14 protein-coding genes are annotated in these 13,198 nt (G+C 71.0%); 9 read left to right on the forward strand and 5 right to left on the reverse strand.

Features of this window, described 5'->3' with window-relative positions; translation table 11 throughout:
• The first annotated feature begins 18 nt into the window (after nucleotides 1–18).
• Nucleotides 19–1,194, forward strand: a complete 1,176-nt coding sequence (hutI, locus tag ACIPPM_RS26940) for an imidazolonepropionase (protein WP_401452403.1) — start codon at nucleotides 19–21, stop codon at nucleotides 1,192–1,194.
• A gap of 84 nt (nucleotides 1,195–1,278) precedes the next feature.
• On the opposite strand, the gene ACIPPM_RS26945 is transcribed toward hutI, so the two are convergent.
• Complete coding sequence (locus tag ACIPPM_RS26945) at nucleotides 1,279–2,184, reverse strand: RNA polymerase sigma factor SigF (protein ID WP_393913890.1); 906 nt, start codon at nucleotides 2,182–2,184, stop codon at nucleotides 1,279–1,281.
• A gap of 244 nt (nucleotides 2,185–2,428) precedes the next feature.
• Between ACIPPM_RS26945 and ACIPPM_RS26950 the strand changes: the two genes are divergently transcribed.
• Both ACIPPM_RS26950 and ACIPPM_RS26955 read left to right on the forward strand, forming a co-directional pair.
• A complete protein-coding gene (locus ACIPPM_RS26950) occupies nucleotides 2,429–2,806 on the forward strand; it encodes an STAS domain-containing protein (protein WP_389006795.1) in 378 nt (125 codons plus the stop codon).
• A 295-nt stretch (nucleotides 2,807–3,101) separates the two neighbouring features.
• On the forward strand, nucleotides 3,102–3,665 hold the full coding sequence (locus ACIPPM_RS26955; RefSeq protein WP_401452406.1) for an ATP-binding protein: 564 nt from the start codon (nucleotides 3,102–3,104) through the stop codon (nucleotides 3,663–3,665).
• An 81-nt stretch (nucleotides 3,666–3,746) separates the two neighbouring features.
• Here the strand turns inward: ACIPPM_RS26955 and ACIPPM_RS26960 are convergent, their stop codons facing one another.
• A complete protein-coding gene (locus ACIPPM_RS26960) occupies nucleotides 3,747–5,252 on the reverse strand; it encodes an oligopeptide:H+ symporter (RefSeq protein ID WP_401452408.1) in 1,506 nt (501 codons plus the stop codon).
• Nucleotides 5,253–5,745: 493 nt separating this feature from the next.
• Here ACIPPM_RS26960 and ACIPPM_RS26965 point away from each other — a divergent pair, with 493 nt between their 5' ends.
• Entirely contained in the window at nucleotides 5,746–6,423 is a 678-nt protein-coding gene (locus ACIPPM_RS26965; protein WP_389006804.1) for a response regulator transcription factor, read from the forward strand.
• Between the two features lie 59 nt (nucleotides 6,424–6,482).
• Nucleotides 6,483–7,760 carry an ATP-binding protein gene (locus ACIPPM_RS26970; RefSeq protein ID WP_401452410.1) on the forward strand — a complete coding sequence of 426 codons (1,278 nt, stop codon included), beginning with the start codon at nucleotides 6,483–6,485 and terminating at the stop codon, nucleotides 7,758–7,760.
• A gap of 8 nt (nucleotides 7,761–7,768) precedes the next feature.
• Here the strand turns inward: ACIPPM_RS26970 and ACIPPM_RS26975 are convergent, their stop codons facing one another.
• Nucleotides 7,769–8,263 carry a GtrA family protein gene (locus ACIPPM_RS26975; RefSeq protein ID WP_401452412.1) on the reverse strand — a complete coding sequence of 165 codons (495 nt, stop codon included), beginning with the start codon at nucleotides 8,261–8,263 and terminating at the stop codon, nucleotides 7,769–7,771.
• A 197-nt stretch (nucleotides 8,264–8,460) separates the two neighbouring features.
• On the opposite strand from ACIPPM_RS26975, the gene ACIPPM_RS26980 reads away from it, so the two are divergent.
• The 3 genes from ACIPPM_RS26980 to ACIPPM_RS26990 are packed head-to-tail and all read left to right on the forward strand — an operon-like array spanning nucleotide 8,461 to nucleotide 11,312.
• Nucleotides 8,461–9,600 (forward strand): 5-(carboxyamino)imidazole ribonucleotide synthase, encoded by a 1,140-nt coding sequence (locus ACIPPM_RS26980; protein ID WP_401452414.1) that lies wholly within the window; start codon nucleotides 8,461–8,463, stop codon nucleotides 9,598–9,600.
• Nucleotides 9,597–10,118 (forward strand): 5-(carboxyamino)imidazole ribonucleotide mutase, encoded by a 522-nt coding sequence (purE, locus tag ACIPPM_RS26985; RefSeq protein WP_401452416.1) that lies wholly within the window; start codon nucleotides 9,597–9,599, stop codon nucleotides 10,116–10,118. The genes ACIPPM_RS26980 and purE overlap by 4 nt, the downstream gene beginning before the upstream one ends.
• Before the next feature lie 6 nt (nucleotides 10,119–10,124).
• Complete coding sequence (locus ACIPPM_RS26990; RefSeq protein ID WP_401452418.1) at nucleotides 10,125–11,312, forward strand: dipeptidase; 1,188 nt, start codon at nucleotides 10,125–10,127, stop codon at nucleotides 11,310–11,312.
• Here the strand turns inward: ACIPPM_RS26990 and ACIPPM_RS26995 are convergent.
• Nucleotides 11,309–12,385 carry an alkene reductase gene (locus ACIPPM_RS26995; protein ID WP_401452420.1) on the reverse strand — a complete coding sequence of 359 codons (1,077 nt, stop codon included), beginning with the start codon at nucleotides 12,383–12,385 and terminating at the stop codon, nucleotides 11,309–11,311. The genes ACIPPM_RS26990 and ACIPPM_RS26995 overlap by 4 nt on opposite strands.
• A gap of 52 nt (nucleotides 12,386–12,437) precedes the next feature.
• Between ACIPPM_RS26995 and ACIPPM_RS27000 the strand changes: the two genes are divergently transcribed.
• Nucleotides 12,438–12,797 (forward strand): MerR family transcriptional regulator, encoded by a 360-nt coding sequence (locus ACIPPM_RS27000; protein ID WP_401452500.1) that lies wholly within the window; start codon nucleotides 12,438–12,440, stop codon nucleotides 12,795–12,797.
• A 12-nt stretch (nucleotides 12,798–12,809) separates the two neighbouring features.
• Here ACIPPM_RS27000 and ACIPPM_RS27005 read toward each other — a convergent pair whose 3' ends face one another.
• On the reverse strand, nucleotides 12,810–13,169 hold the full coding sequence (locus tag ACIPPM_RS27005) for a VOC family protein (RefSeq protein WP_401452422.1): 360 nt from the start codon (nucleotides 13,167–13,169) through the stop codon (nucleotides 12,810–12,812).
• Nucleotides 13,170–13,198 lie beyond the last annotated feature (29 nt).

Below are 13,198 nucleotides of genomic sequence, written 5' to 3' on the forward strand. Positions count from 1 at the left end.
GAGGACACCGAGGACACCATGAGCAGCAGCACCGCCCTCACCAACATCGCCACGCTGGTCACCAACGACCCCTCCCTCGGTGACGGTTCCCCTCTCGGACTCATCCAGGACGCGGCCCTGGTCATCGACGGCGAACGCGTCGTCTGGGCCGGTGAGTCAAGGAAAGCACCCGCCACTGACAATCGCCTCGACGCCGGTGGGAAGGCCGTCCTGCCGGGCTTCGTGGACTCCCACTCCCATCTGGTCTTCGCCGGTGACCGCACGGCCGAGTTCAACGCCCGCATGTCCGGCCGCGCCTACAGCGCGGGCGGCATCCGCACCACGGTCGCCGCGACCCGCGCCGCCTCCGACGCGGAACTGGAGACCAACCTCGCCCGCCACCTGGCCGAGGCGCTCCGCCAGGGCACCACCACGATGGAGACCAAGTCCGGCTACGGACTCACCGTCGAGGACGAGTCCCGCGCCCTGCGCCTCGCGGCCGCCCACACCGACGAGGTGACCTACCTCGGCGCCCACATCGTCGCCCCCGAACTCGCCGAGGACCCGGCCGCGTACGTGGCCCTGGTGACCGGCGAGATGCTGGACGCCTGCGCCCCGCACGCCCGTTGGATCGACGTGTTCTGCGAGAAGGGCGCCTTCGACGGCGACCAGGCCCGCGCGATCCTCACCGCGGGCCGCGCCAAGGGCCTGCACCCCCGCGTTCACGCCAACCAGCTCTCGTACGGCCCCGGCGTCCAGCTCGCCGTGGAGCTGGACGCGGCCAGCGCCGACCACTGCACCCACCTCACGGACGCCGACGTGGACGCGCTGGCCAGCGGCAACACGGTGGCCACGCTGCTGCCCGGCGCCGAGTTCTCCACCCGCGCCGAATGGCCGGACGCGCGCCGCCTGCTGGACGCGGGGGCCACGGTCGCGCTGTCCACGGACTGCAACCCCGGCTCGTCGTACACCTCGTCCGTGCCGTTCTGCGTGGCGCTGGCGGTGCGGGACATGGGGATGACCCCGGACGAGGCCGTGTGGGCCGCCACGGCGGGCGGGGCGGCCGCGCTGCGCCGTACCGACGTGGGGCGCCTCACCCCCGGCAGCCGGGCCGACCTGGTGCTGCTGGACGCCCCCAGCCATGTCCACCTGGCGTACCGCCCCGGTGTCCCGCTGGTCGAAGGGGTCTGGCGGGCCGGTACCCGGCTGGTCTGAGACACGAAAAAGAGGCGGCCCGGCATCGTCAGCCGGGCCGCCTCACGCGTGCGGGGAAGGACCGCCCTCGGGCGGCGCCCACCGTCACTCGTCCAGCGTCAGTCCCTTGCGCAGCCGCGTCAACGTCCGCGACAGCAGCCGGGAGACGTGCATCTGGGAGATGCCCAGCTCCTCGCCGATCTCCGACTGGGTCAGGCCCGCCACGAAGCGCAGGGAGAGGATCTTCCGGTCGCGGGGCGCCAGTTCGGCGATCAGCGGCTTCAACGACTCGATGTACTCGATGCCTTCGAGCCCGTGGTCCTCGTAGCCGATGCGGTCCGCGAGCGCGCCCTCGGTGTCGTCCTCGGCGGGCTGGGCGTCCAGCGAGGAGGCGGTGTAGGCGTTCGAGGCCGCCATGCCCTCGACGACCTCCTCGTGGGAGAGCCCGAGCCGCTCGGCCAGCTCCGCGACGGTGGGGGTGCGGTCCAGCCGCTGGGCCAGCTCGTCCCCGGCCTTCGCCAGGTCGAGCCGCAGTTCCTGGAGGCGGCGCGGGACGCGTACGGACCACGAGGTGTCGCGGAAGAAGCGCTTGATCTCGCCGATGATGGTCGGCATGGCGAAGGTCGGGAACTCGACGCCGCGCGACATCTCGAAGCGGTCGATCGCCTTGATCAGACCGACCGTGCCGACCTGGACGATGTCCTCCATCGGCTCGCTGCGGGAGCGGAAGCGCGAGGCGGCGAACTTGACGAGCGCCAGATTCAGTTCGACCAGGGTGTTGCGGACGTACGAGTACTCGTACGTGCCCTCCTCCAGGGACTCCAGGCGCTCGAAGAGCGTCTTGGACAGGGCTCGCGCGTCCACCGGACCGACCTCGTCGAACGGCGGGATCTCGGGGAGCCCCGCCAGGGGGTCGAAGGGGTCGAGAGGGTCGATGGTGTGGTCCAGCTGGTCCGGTGGGGGTGTCGACGTCGCTTTGTGGGTAGGCGATCCGTCGAGCCGGGGTGACATGGGTGTCCTCCATCGTTCTCGGCATATGGCTGCCGAAGCCGATACGTGCACTGCGGTGTGCGGCGCCTCCGAAGCCGGCGTGTAGGGATGTGTGTGTACTAGCCCTACCTGCTTCGGTGAGCTGGTCGCAAGTGTCGTTTGCGGCGATATGCCCGTTTCTGTGGGGTTGTTCGGGTGTCGAAGTGTGGCTGGAAGGCGTAATGTTCGAGGGCATCAGCAGCCAAGACCTCGGGAGAGAGACGGCATGGACCACGGGACGGTCGGCAGCGCACAGTCGGGCCGACTTCTGGTGGAGGTGCGGGAAGAGGGCTCCAGCGCCGTAGTGACGCCGGCCGGTGAGCTCGATCACCACACCGCCGATCTACTGCGCGAGCCGCTCGACGACCTCCTCGAGAAGGGCTTCGCGCGACTTGTCGTGGACTGCTCGCGACTGGAGTTCTGCGACTCGACAGGGCTGAACGTCCTGCTCGGGGCGCGGCTCAAGGCGGACGCCGCCGGTGGCGGCGTGCACCTCGCGGGCATGCTGCCCGTAGTCGCGCGCGTGTTCGAGATCACGGGAGCCGAGGCGGTCTTCACCGTCCACGACTCCGTGGAAGCCGCCCTGTCGGGCGAGACCGGCTGACTCCTCCCGCACACCCTCTCTCCACCGGTGCTCCACGAGCACCGGCGAAAGCGGGGGTGTTCCGGGGGATCAGTCGGGCAGGAGACACTCTGAAACCTTTTGGCAGCCCCGCCGCCGGACTCGTGCCGGGAACCGGGGATGGGGTCCGGCGCGACGTATGAGGCGAGTGCGGACCGCCGAAAGGTGACGGAGGCAGCACGCGGACACCGGACGGACGGTGAACCGGCCGTCCGGCACCGAAACGGAGTCGGACTTTTGGAATCGTGTACTGGTGGATCGGTGAGGTGAAGCGCTGATGAGCACCACCCGGCCCTACTCGCCGGGCGACGGTGGCCCGGAGCCGAGCGGCGCTTCCGGCATGCCCGCAGCGGACGAGGCGACGGACGACGTGACGGCCGTGAGCGCCGTCGCGCCCGCCGAGCCGTCCGACGGCGCGCCGGAGGCGTGGGGACGGCAGGTCCGCAGACTGAGCCTGGACGGCGAGAGCGGGGTGGTCCCGCTCGCCCGGGACTTCACCCGGCAGGCGCTGTACGCGTGGGGCTGGCTGCCCGCCGACGGCGCCGAGCAGCGGGCGGCCGCCGAGGACGTGCTCCTCGTCGTCTCGGAGCTGGTCACCAACGCCTGTCTGCACGCCGATGGACCGGACCAGCTGTTCCTGTCCTGCGACAAGAAGGCGATCCGGCTGGAGGTGTCCGACCGGGGCGCCGGCCAGCCCGCACCCCGTACCCCGCACCAGGCGGGCCGCCCCGGCGGTCACGGCATGTTCATCGTCCAGCGTCTCTGCCTGGACTGGGGCGTCGTACGCACCCCCGACCAGCCCGGCAAGACGGTCTGGGCGGAACTGGCCGCCCCGGCCTGAGACCGGCGTCCTCGGACAACGGCGAAGGGCCCCGCATCACCGATGCGGGGCCCTTCGTGCGTCCAGCGGAGCGGGATCAGGTCAGTTGACGTCGCCCATCAGGGCCTTGACCTTCTTGCGGTACATCCAGATCGCGAAGCCCGCCAGCACGGCCAGGAAGCCCTCCAGGGCGACGAAGCCCATCTTGTCGAGGTTCACCCCGCCGACGGCCGGGTTCGACAGCAGAGCGGTGATCGAGTCGCCCGCGGTGACCGCGAGGAACCAGACGCCCATCATCTGCGAGGCGTACTTCTTCGGCGCCATCTTCGTGGTGACCGACAGGCCCACCGGCGACAGCGCCAGCTCACCGACGGTCTGCACGAAGTAGATCGCCACCAGCCACATCGCCGCGGCCTTGTGACCGCCCTCGGCGATCGACAGCGGGGCGAGGAAGAGGAAGAAGGACGCGCCGATCAGGATCAGACCGACCGAGAACTTCACGGCGGTGCTGGGCTCCTTGCCGCGGCGGTTCAGCCACAGCCACATCCAGGCGAACACCGGGGCCAGCGCCATGATCATGATCGGGTTGACCGACTGGTACCAGGAGACCGGGAAGCCCCAGCCGGCGATCGTGTTCTTGGCCGAGCTGTCGGCGAACAGCGACAGGGTGGAACCACCCTGGTCGTAGATCATCCAGAAGACGGCGGCGGCGGCGAAGAACCAGATGTACGCGGAGACCTTCGAGCGCTCGGCCGGCTCCAGGTCCTTGTCGCGGTAGATCCGGGCGATCACCAGGATCGGCACGACCAGGCCGATGATCGTCAGCGGGATCAGCGCCCAGTTCAGCGTGAAGTGGCCGGTGCCGCCCACGAGGGCGTAGAAGACCGCGGCGACGGCGAGCCAGATCAGGCCCTTGCGCAGCGTGGACTTCTTCTCCTCGGCGGTCAGCGGGGTCGGGACCTCGCTGGACTGCGCGGAGAGGTGACGGCTGCCCAGCAGGTACTGGACCAGGCCCAGCGCCATGCCGAGCGCGGCCAGCGCGAAGCCGAGGTGCCAGTTGACGTTCTCGCCCACCGTGCCGATGGCCAGCGGGGCGATGAAGGCGCCCAGGTTGATGCCGATGTAGAAGAGGGTGAAGCCACCGTCGCGGCGCGGGTCGTCCACGCCCTTGTACAGGTGGCCGACCATCGTCGAGATGTTGGCCTTCAGCAGACCCGAGCCGATGGCGACGAGCACCAGGCCGACGTAGAAGCTCGCGGCGGCGGGCAGCGCCAGGCACAGGTGGCCGAGCATGATGATGAGACCGGAGACGGCCACCGTCTTGCGGGGACCGAGCAGGCGGTCGGCGACCCAGCCACCGGGCAGGGAGAGCAGGTACACGAGCGACAGGTACACCGAGTAGATCGCCGTCGCGGTGCCCGCGCTCAGATGCAGGCCGCCCGGAGCGACCAGGTACAGCGGGAGCAGGGCCCTCATGCCGTAGTAGGAGAACCGCTCCCACATCTCGGTCATGAAGAGAGTGGCCAAGCCTCGGGGGTGGCCGAAGAAGGTCTTCTCGGTACCCGGGGTCTCCGGGCGGACCGAGTCCTTCGTCAGGCTGGACGCCATGGTCGTTCCTTGCTGGTCGGGACGCGCGATGGAGCGCTGCGCGCCCGGTGGGGGTGCGGCCGGCACCGGCAGGGTCGGGCGTCCACCCCCACGCCCTGGGGGTTCCCGCGTCGATACGCATCGAGAGCGGAGGACGGCGACCACCGGGATCCACGCTCCGACGCGTCACTGCGTCGAGAGCCCGGCCAGAGGTCATTCCTTTCAAGGCTGATCTTCGTCAGCCCGCACAGAAAAAGGACCCATGGCGTCATGTACCCGCCAAAGGCCCCCGGTGTGCTACAGGCGTTCAGGTCACCATACGGTAGGACACTGCCGGAAATGGAAGGGCTTGAGACACGGATCACAGGTCTCGGGGGAACCGTGCGACCTGTTTCCAAGGTCTCTTCCACGATCGCATCCCAGCGGCACTGGTTTGTACATGCAGGGTACAAAGGTAAGAGCGGTGCTGCCGACCACGCCCCGGTCCCCCGCGCGGGCGGTCTACCATCAGCTCATGACCCGTGTACTGCTCGCCGAGGACGACGCGTCCATCTCGGAGCCGCTGGCCCGCGCTCTGCGCCGCGAAGGTTACGAGGTCGAGGTGCGCGAGGACGGCCCCAGCGCGCTCGACGCCGGACTCCAGGGCGGTGTCGACCTCGTCGTGCTGGACCTGGGCCTGCCCGGCATGGACGGCCTGGAGGTCGCCCGCCGGCTGCGTGCCGACGGTCACACCGTGCCGATCCTCATCCTGACCGCGCGGGCCGACGAGGTGGACACCGTCGTGGGCCTCGACGCGGGCGCCGACGACTACGTCACCAAGCCCTTCCGCCTCGCCGAGCTGCTGGCCCGGGTCCGGGCCCTGCTGCGGCGCGGCTCGGCGGAGCCGCAGCAGCCGACGGCCACGCACGGGGTGCGGATCGACGTCGAGTCGCACCGCGCCTGGATGGGCGAGGAGGAGCTCCAGCTCACGGCCAAGGAGTTCGACCTGCTCCGGGTGCTGGTGCGGGACGCCGGCCGCGTGGTCACGAGGGACCAGCTCATGCGGGAGGTGTGGGACACGACGTGGTGGTCCTCCACCAAGACGCTGGACATGCACATCTCGTGGCTGCGCAAGAAGCTCGGCGACGACGCGGCGAACCCCCGGTACATCGCCACGGTGCGGGGTGTGGGCTTCCGGTTCGAGAAGAGCTGAGTCCCACCCGCTGAAAGGCAAGGGACACTGGGGGTTCTCAGTACTCCCGGAGGGACCCTGTGCGCCGTCGTCTCATTCAGTCCACGCTCGCCGTCGTGCTGGTCGTGATCGCCGTGTTCGGGGTCTCGCTGGTGATCGTGGAGACCCGGACGATCAGCAACAGCGCCCAGGAACGGGTCGAGTCCGAGGCGGTCCGGCTGGCCAGCATCGTGGACAGCCGCATCCTCGCCGCCGAGAACGTCAACGCCGACGTGCTGCGCAACCCGGTCAGCAAGACCCAGTACGCGGTGATCAAGATGCCCGGCCGGGCCCCGATCGAGATCGGCAGCAAGCCCGAGGGCGACGTCATCCACTCCACGCAGCACGGCGAGGAGGGCGAGACGGTCACCGTGCAGGAGCCCCGCTCCGCGGTGACCCGCGAGGTCGGCCGCACCCTGCTGATCATCGGCCTGGTCGCCCTGCTCGCCGTGATCGCCGCCGTCCTGCTCGCCGTACGCCAGGCCAACCGGCTCGCCTCTCCGCTCACCGACCTCGCCGAGACCGCCGAACGCCTCGGCTCCGGCGACCCCCGCCCCCGCCACAAGCGCTACGGCGTCCCCGAGCTGGACCGGGTCGCCGACGTGCTGGACTCCTCCGCCGAGCGCATCGGACGCATGCTGACCGCCGAACGGCGCCTCGCGGCCGACGCCTCCCACCAGCTGCGTACGCCCCTCACGGCGCTCTCCATGCGGCTGGAGGAGATCACCCTCACCGACGAGCCGGAGACGGTGAAGGAGGAGGCCACCATCGCGCTGGCGCAGGTGGAGCGGCTGACCGACGTGGTGGAACGGCTGCTGACCAACTCACGCGACCCGCGGACCGGCTCCGCCGTCACCTTCGACCTGGACGAGGTCATCCAGCAGCAGCTCGCCGAGTGGCGCCCCGCCTACCGCAGCGCGGGCCGGGCCATCGTCAGCTCCGGCAAGCGGCACCTGACGGCGGTCGGCACCCCCGGCGCCGTCGCGCAGGTGCTGGCCGCGCTGATCGAGAACTCGCTGATGCACGGCGGCGGCACGGTCGCCCTGCGCACCCGGGTCACCGGCAACCAGGCCGTGATCGAGGTGACCGACGAGGGCCTCGGCGTCCCCGCCGACCTCGGCGCGCGGATCTTCGAGCGGACCATCAGCGGCCGCAACTCCACCGGCATCGGCCTCGCCGTGGCCCGCGACCTCGCCGAGGCGGACGGCGGACGGCTGGAGCTGCTCCAGACGCACCCGCCGGTCTTCGGTCTGTTCCTCTCCCGCACCGCCCCCGCCCACAAGGACAAGGGCGACGGGCAGGAGCCCACGGTCCGCTGAACCGGGCGTCAGCGGACCCGCGCCGACTTCTCCGGGTTCTCCGGCTCGTGCCGGGCCACCGGCTCCTTGCCGCCCTCGCCGGGCAGCGCGCGGAACACCCAGGTGCGGTACGACCAGAAGCGGAACAGCGTGGCGACGCCGATGCCGACGAACTTGAAGACGTTGCTCTGCACCGGGCTGTCCCAGCCGAACCCGTAGGTGGCGAGGTACAGCACCCCGTTCTCGATCACCAGGCCGATCGCGCTGAACACCAGGAACAGCATCAGCTCACGCGGGCGCCCGCCCCGGTCGCGGTCCCGGTACGTCCAGTACCGGAAGCCCAGGTAGTTGAAGACGATGGCCACGATGGTGGCGATGATGCTGGCCCGGACCACGGGCAGGTCGGACACGTGCCGGACCAGGTTGAACACACCGAGGTTGACCAGGACCCCGGCTCCTCCGACCGCGCCGAACTTGGCCACCTCACGGGCGAGCCGTTGCAGCCCCGAGGAACGACGTTCCATGGCTGTGCAGCTCCCGTCCATAGGTTCTTCTCGGCCCCGCCATGCTATCCACGCGATCCCTCCCGTGCCCGCCGCACCCGGCCCCGACGGGGAAACGGGTCGGCAAGAGGCGGGCAAGGGCCGGGTAAGAGATGCGCGCCCGGGGTGCCGGGACGCCGGCCGTCCGGAGCGGTCCCGACGGCCGATACGCTAGAGGGGTGACGTTCCCGGTAGTCGGCATGGTCGGCGGGGGGCAGCTCGCGCGTATGACGCACGAGGCGGGCATCCCGTTGGGCATCAGGTTCAAGCTCCTCAGTGACACTCCCCAGGATTCCGCGGCGCAGGTCGTGAGCGAAGTCGTCATCGGCGACTATCGCGACCTCGACACGCTGCGTGAGTTCGCGCGCGGCTGTGACGTGATCACCTTCGATCACGAGCACGTGCCGACCGAGCACCTCAAGGCTCTGGAGGCGGACGGCATCCCCGTCCGGCCGGGGCCCGACGCGCTCGTGCACGCCCAGGACAAGGGCGTGATGCGCGCGAAGCTCACGGAGATCGGCGTGCCCTGCCCGCGCCACCGCATCGTGGCCGACGTGGCCGACGTGGCCGCGTTCGCCGCGGAGGGCGAGGGCTTCCCCGTCGTCCTGAAGACGGTGCGCGGCGGCTACGACGGCAAGGGCGTGTGGGTCGTCGACTCCGAGGCCGAGGCCGCCGAGCCCTTCCGGGCGGGCGTGCCGGTGCTGGCCGAGGAGAAGGTCGACTACGTCCGCGAGCTGGCCGCCAACGTCGTGCGCTCCCCGCACGGCCAGGCCGTCGCCTACCCGGTGGTGGAGTCCCGGCAGGTCGCCGGGGTCTGCGACACCGTGATCGCGCCCGCGCCCGACCTGGACGAGGGTCTCGCGCTGCGGGCCGAGCAGATGGCGCTGAACATCGCCAAGGAGCTGGGTGTCGTCGGACACCTCGCGGTGGAGCTGTTCGAGACCCGCGACGGCCGTGTCCTCGTCAACGAGCTGGCGATGCGCCCGCACAACTCCGGCCACTGGTCGATGGACGGCGCGATCACCTCGCAGTTCGCCAACCACGTCCGCGCGGTCCTCGACCTCCCCCTCGGCGACCCGCGCCCGCGCGCGCCCTGGACGGTCATGGTCAACGTGCTCGGCGGCGACTACCCGGACATGTACTCCGCGTACCTGCACTGCATGGCCCGCGACCCCCAGCTCAAGATCCACATGTATGGCAAGGACGTAAAGCCCGGCCGCAAGGTGGGTCACGTCAACACCTACGGCGACGACCTGGACGACGTGCTGGAGCGCGCCCGTCACGCAGCCGGCTATCTGAAGGGCACGATCACCGAATGAGCCCCGTTGTTGGCATCGTCATGGGGTCGGACTCCGACTGGCCCGTCATGGAGGCCGCCGCCAAGACCCTCGACGAGTTCGAGATCCCGTACGAGGTGGACGTCGTCTCCGCGCACCGGATGCCGCGCGAGATGGTCGCGTACGGGGAGCAGGCCGCCGACCGCGGGCTGAAGGCCATCATCGCGGGCGCGGGCGGCGCCGCCCACCTGCCCGGCATGCTCGCCTCGGTGACGCCGCTGCCGGTCATCGGTGTGCCGGTGCCGCTGAAGTACCTGGACGGCATGGACTCGCTGCTCTCCATCGTCCAGATGCCCGCCGGTGTGCCCGTCGCCACGGTCTCCGTCGGCGGCGCCCGCAACGCCGGTCTGCTGGCCGCCCGCATGCTCGCCGCGCACGACGAGGACCTCCTGCAGCGGATGCGCGACTTCCAGCAGGAGCTGAACGACCAGGCCACGGAGAAGGGCAAGCGTCTCCGTGCCAAGGTCGAGGGCTCGGCCGGTTTCGGATTCGGGAAGTAGACGCCGATGACCTCTCCGGACTCTCTGGACCAGGCCCGCGCGCTGCTGCGCGAGTTCCCCGTCGTCGACGGGCACAACGACCTGCCGTGGGCGCTGCGCGAGCAGGTCGCCTACGACCTCGCCGCGCGGGACATCGCCGGTGACCAGGGCGCGCACCTGCACACCGACCTGCCCCGCCTGCGCGAGGGCGGCGTCGGGGCGCAGTACTGGTCGGTGTACGTGCGCTCCGACCTGCCCGACGCGGTGCCCGCCACGCTGGAGCAGATCGACTGTGTGACGCGGCTGATCGAGCGGTACCCGGCCGAGCTGGCGCCCGCGCTCACGGCCGCCGACATGGAGGCGGCCCGTGCCTCGGGCCGTATCGCCTCCCTGATGGGCGCGGAGGGCGGTCACTCCATCGCCAACTCCCTCGGCACGCTGCGGGGGTTGTACGCGCTGGGCGTCCGCTACATGACGCTCACCCACAACGACAACGTGGACTGGGCGGACTCGGCGACCGACGAGCCGAAGGCCGGGGGGCTGACCGCGTTCGGCCGTGAGGTCGTCCGCGAGATGAACCGGCTCGGCATGCTGGTCGACCTCTCCCACGTCGCGGCGACGACGATGCGGGACGCGCTGGACGCCACCTCGGCGCCGGTGATCTTCTCGCACTCCTCCGCGCGTGCCGTCTGCGACCACCCGCGCAACATCCCGGACGACGTGCTGGAGCGGCTGCCCGGCAACGGCGGCATGGCGATGGTGACCTTCGTGCCGAAGTTCGTCCTCCAGGCCGCCGTGGACTGGACGGCCGCCGCCGACGACAACATGCGCGCGCACGGTCTGCACCACCTCGACACCAGCGAGGCGGGCATGAAGGTCCACCGGGAGTTCGAGGAGCGCCACCCGCGTCCCGTCGCCACCGTCTCCACGGTCGCCGACCACCTCGACCACATGCGCGCGGTCGCCGGGATCGACCACCTCGGCATCGGCGGCGACTACGACGGCACCGCGTTCACCCCGGACGGCCTGAACGACGTCTCCGGCTACCCGAACCTGATCGCGGAGCTCCTCGACCGCGGCTGGTCCGAGCCGGACCTCGCCAAGCTGACCTGGCAGAACGCGGTCCGCGTGCTGGGCGCGGCGGAGGACGTCGCCCGCGAACAGCGCGCCGCCCGTCCGGCCTCCACCGCGACGATCGGGTCGCTGGACGGCTAGCGGTCCGCGAGGGCGGGGTAGTCGGTGTAACCGTCGGCCCCGCCCACGTACATCAGGTACCGCTCGCGGAGCGGGTTGAGGGGCGCGCCCTTCCGCAGCCGGGCGATCAGGTCCGGGTTGGCGATGTAGGGGCGGCCGAGGGCGACCAGGTCCGCGCCGGAGGCCAGCATCTCCCGCGCCGCCCGCGCCACCGCCCCGGTGGTCAGGTCGGTCAGCACCGGATTGCCGATCAGCGTGCCGGGCCAGTCGGCACGCAGCCGCCGGTACAGCCCGTCGCCGGGGTCGGCGCGGACCAGGTGCAGATAGGCGAGGCCCATGTCGCGCAGGCGGTGTACGAGGGCCGGGTACAGGGCGTGGGTGTCGTCCTCCTCGATGCCGTTGACCGTGCCGCCCGGCGAGATCCGTACGCCCACCCGCTCGGCGCCGATCGCGTCCGCCACCGCCTCGGTCACCTCCGCGGTGAAGCGCACCCGGTGCTCGGGCGGGCCGCCGTAGGCGTCGGTGCGGCGGTTGGTGTTCCCGGCGAGGAACTGGTGCAGCAGATGCCCGTTGGCGGAGTGCACCTCCACGCCCTCGAATCCCGCCTCGATCGCCCGCCGGGCGGCGGCGGCGAAGTCGGCGACGGTGGCGCCGATGTCGGCGGGCGTCATCGCGCGGGGCACGGGGGCGGGCAGCTGCCCCTGCCGCGTGAAGATCGTCTCCGGCAGCGGTACGGCGGAGGGCGCCACGGGGGTCAGCCCCGTCGTCACCGGGTGGCTGACCCGGCCGCCGTGCTGGAGCTGGAGGAACATGTGCCCGCCGCCCGCCCGGACCGCCTCGGTGACCTCGCGCCAGCCTTTGGTGTGCCGGTCGGTGTGCAGCGCGGCGATGTCGGGGTAGGTCTGGCCGACCGCGTTCGGGGTCGCGGCCTCGCCGATGATGAGCCCGGCGGAGGCGCGCTGGGCGTAGTAGTCGGCCATGAGCGGGGTCGGGGTGCCGTCCGCCGCCGCGCGGTTGCGGGTGAGCGGCGCCATCAACAGGTGGTGGGGGAGGGTGAGTTGGCCGAGCCGGGCCGGGGCCAGGAAGTCCGTCATGGCCGTACCGTAGAAGCTGACATCAGTGTCAGGTTCAAGCCCGGAGGCGGATGTGCGGATCGGTGAACTGGCCCGGCGTACCGGAGTGAGCGAGCGGTCGCTGCGGTACTACGAGAGCCGGGGCCTGCTCGCGGCCGCGCGCACGGCGGGCGGCCAGCGGGAGTTCCCGGAGGCCGCCGTCGACCGTGTCGTCCGCATCCAGGAGCTGTACGCGGCGGGCCTGCACAGCGACCGCATCCGCCACCTGCTCCCCTGCATGCGCGACCAGGACGGCGGCCCCTCGGAGCGGGCCACCCCCAAACTCCTGGCCGACCTCACCGAGGAACGCGTCCGCATCGACCGCCTCATCACCGACCTCCACCGCACCAGGGACACCCTGGACGAGGTCATCGAGGCGGCGGGAGGCGAGTGACCCTCCGGGGTGTCAGCAGGCGCAGAGGCAGAAGGGGTGGCCCGCCGGGTCGGCGTAGACGCGCCAGGTGCGGGTGGGGGCGTCCGTGTCCAGGGGCTTGGCGCCCAGGGTGAGGATCTGCTTCTCGGCCTCGTTCAGGTCGGGGACCGTGAGGTCGAGGTGGAACTGCTGGGAGCCGTCGGGGGAGGGCCAGGCCGGGGGGACGTGGCCGGGGGCGCGCTGGAAGGCGACGGTCTGGCCGGTCGGGGTGCGCAGGTCCACCCAGTCGGCGTCCCCCTCCACCGTGCCGTCCAGGATCTCGGCGTAGAAACCGGCCAGTGCCTCGGGGTCGGGACAGTCCAGGACGACCGCGCCCAGCTCGGCGAGAGCCATGACTTCCTCCTCGGTTACTAGTAAAGCCT

It is taken from the genome of Streptomyces sp. NPDC090119 (genome assembly GCF_044747085.1).
Taxonomy (GTDB): domain Bacteria; phylum Actinomycetota; class Actinomycetes; order Streptomycetales; family Streptomycetaceae; genus Streptomyces.

Bases quoted from the DNA above. Each gene is read 5' to 3' on its own strand.
- hutI (WP_401452403.1), top strand. From the start codon at position 19: ATGAGCAGCAGCACCGCCCTCACCAACATCGCCACGCTGGTCACCAAC.
- ACIPPM_RS26945 (WP_393913890.1), bottom strand. From the start codon at position 2,184: ATGTCACCCCGGCTCGACGGATCGCCTACCCACAAAGCGACGTCGACA.
- ACIPPM_RS26950 (WP_389006795.1), top strand. From the start codon at position 2,429: ATGGACCACGGGACGGTCGGCAGCGCACAGTCGGGCCGACTTCTGGTG.
- ACIPPM_RS26955 (WP_401452406.1), top strand. From the start codon at position 3,102: ATGAGCACCACCCGGCCCTACTCGCCGGGCGACGGTGGCCCGGAGCCG.
- ACIPPM_RS26960 (WP_401452408.1), bottom strand. From the start codon at position 5,252: ATGGCGTCCAGCCTGACGAAGGACTCGGTCCGCCCGGAGACCCCGGGT.
- ACIPPM_RS26965 (WP_389006804.1), top strand. From the start codon at position 5,746: ATGACCCGTGTACTGCTCGCCGAGGACGACGCGTCCATCTCGGAGCCG.
- ACIPPM_RS26975 (WP_401452412.1), bottom strand. From the start codon at position 8,263: ATGGAACGTCGTTCCTCGGGGCTGCAACGGCTCGCCCGTGAGGTGGCC.
- purE (WP_401452416.1), top strand. From the start codon at position 9,597: ATGAGCCCCGTTGTTGGCATCGTCATGGGGTCGGACTCCGACTGGCCC.
- ACIPPM_RS26990 (WP_401452418.1), top strand. From the start codon at position 10,125: ATGACCTCTCCGGACTCTCTGGACCAGGCCCGCGCGCTGCTGCGCGAG.
- ACIPPM_RS26995 (WP_401452420.1), bottom strand. From the start codon at position 12,385: ATGACGGACTTCCTGGCCCCGGCCCGGCTCGGCCAACTCACCCTCCCC.
- ACIPPM_RS27005 (WP_401452422.1), bottom strand. From the start codon at position 13,169: ATGGCTCTCGCCGAGCTGGGCGCGGTCGTCCTGGACTGTCCCGACCCC.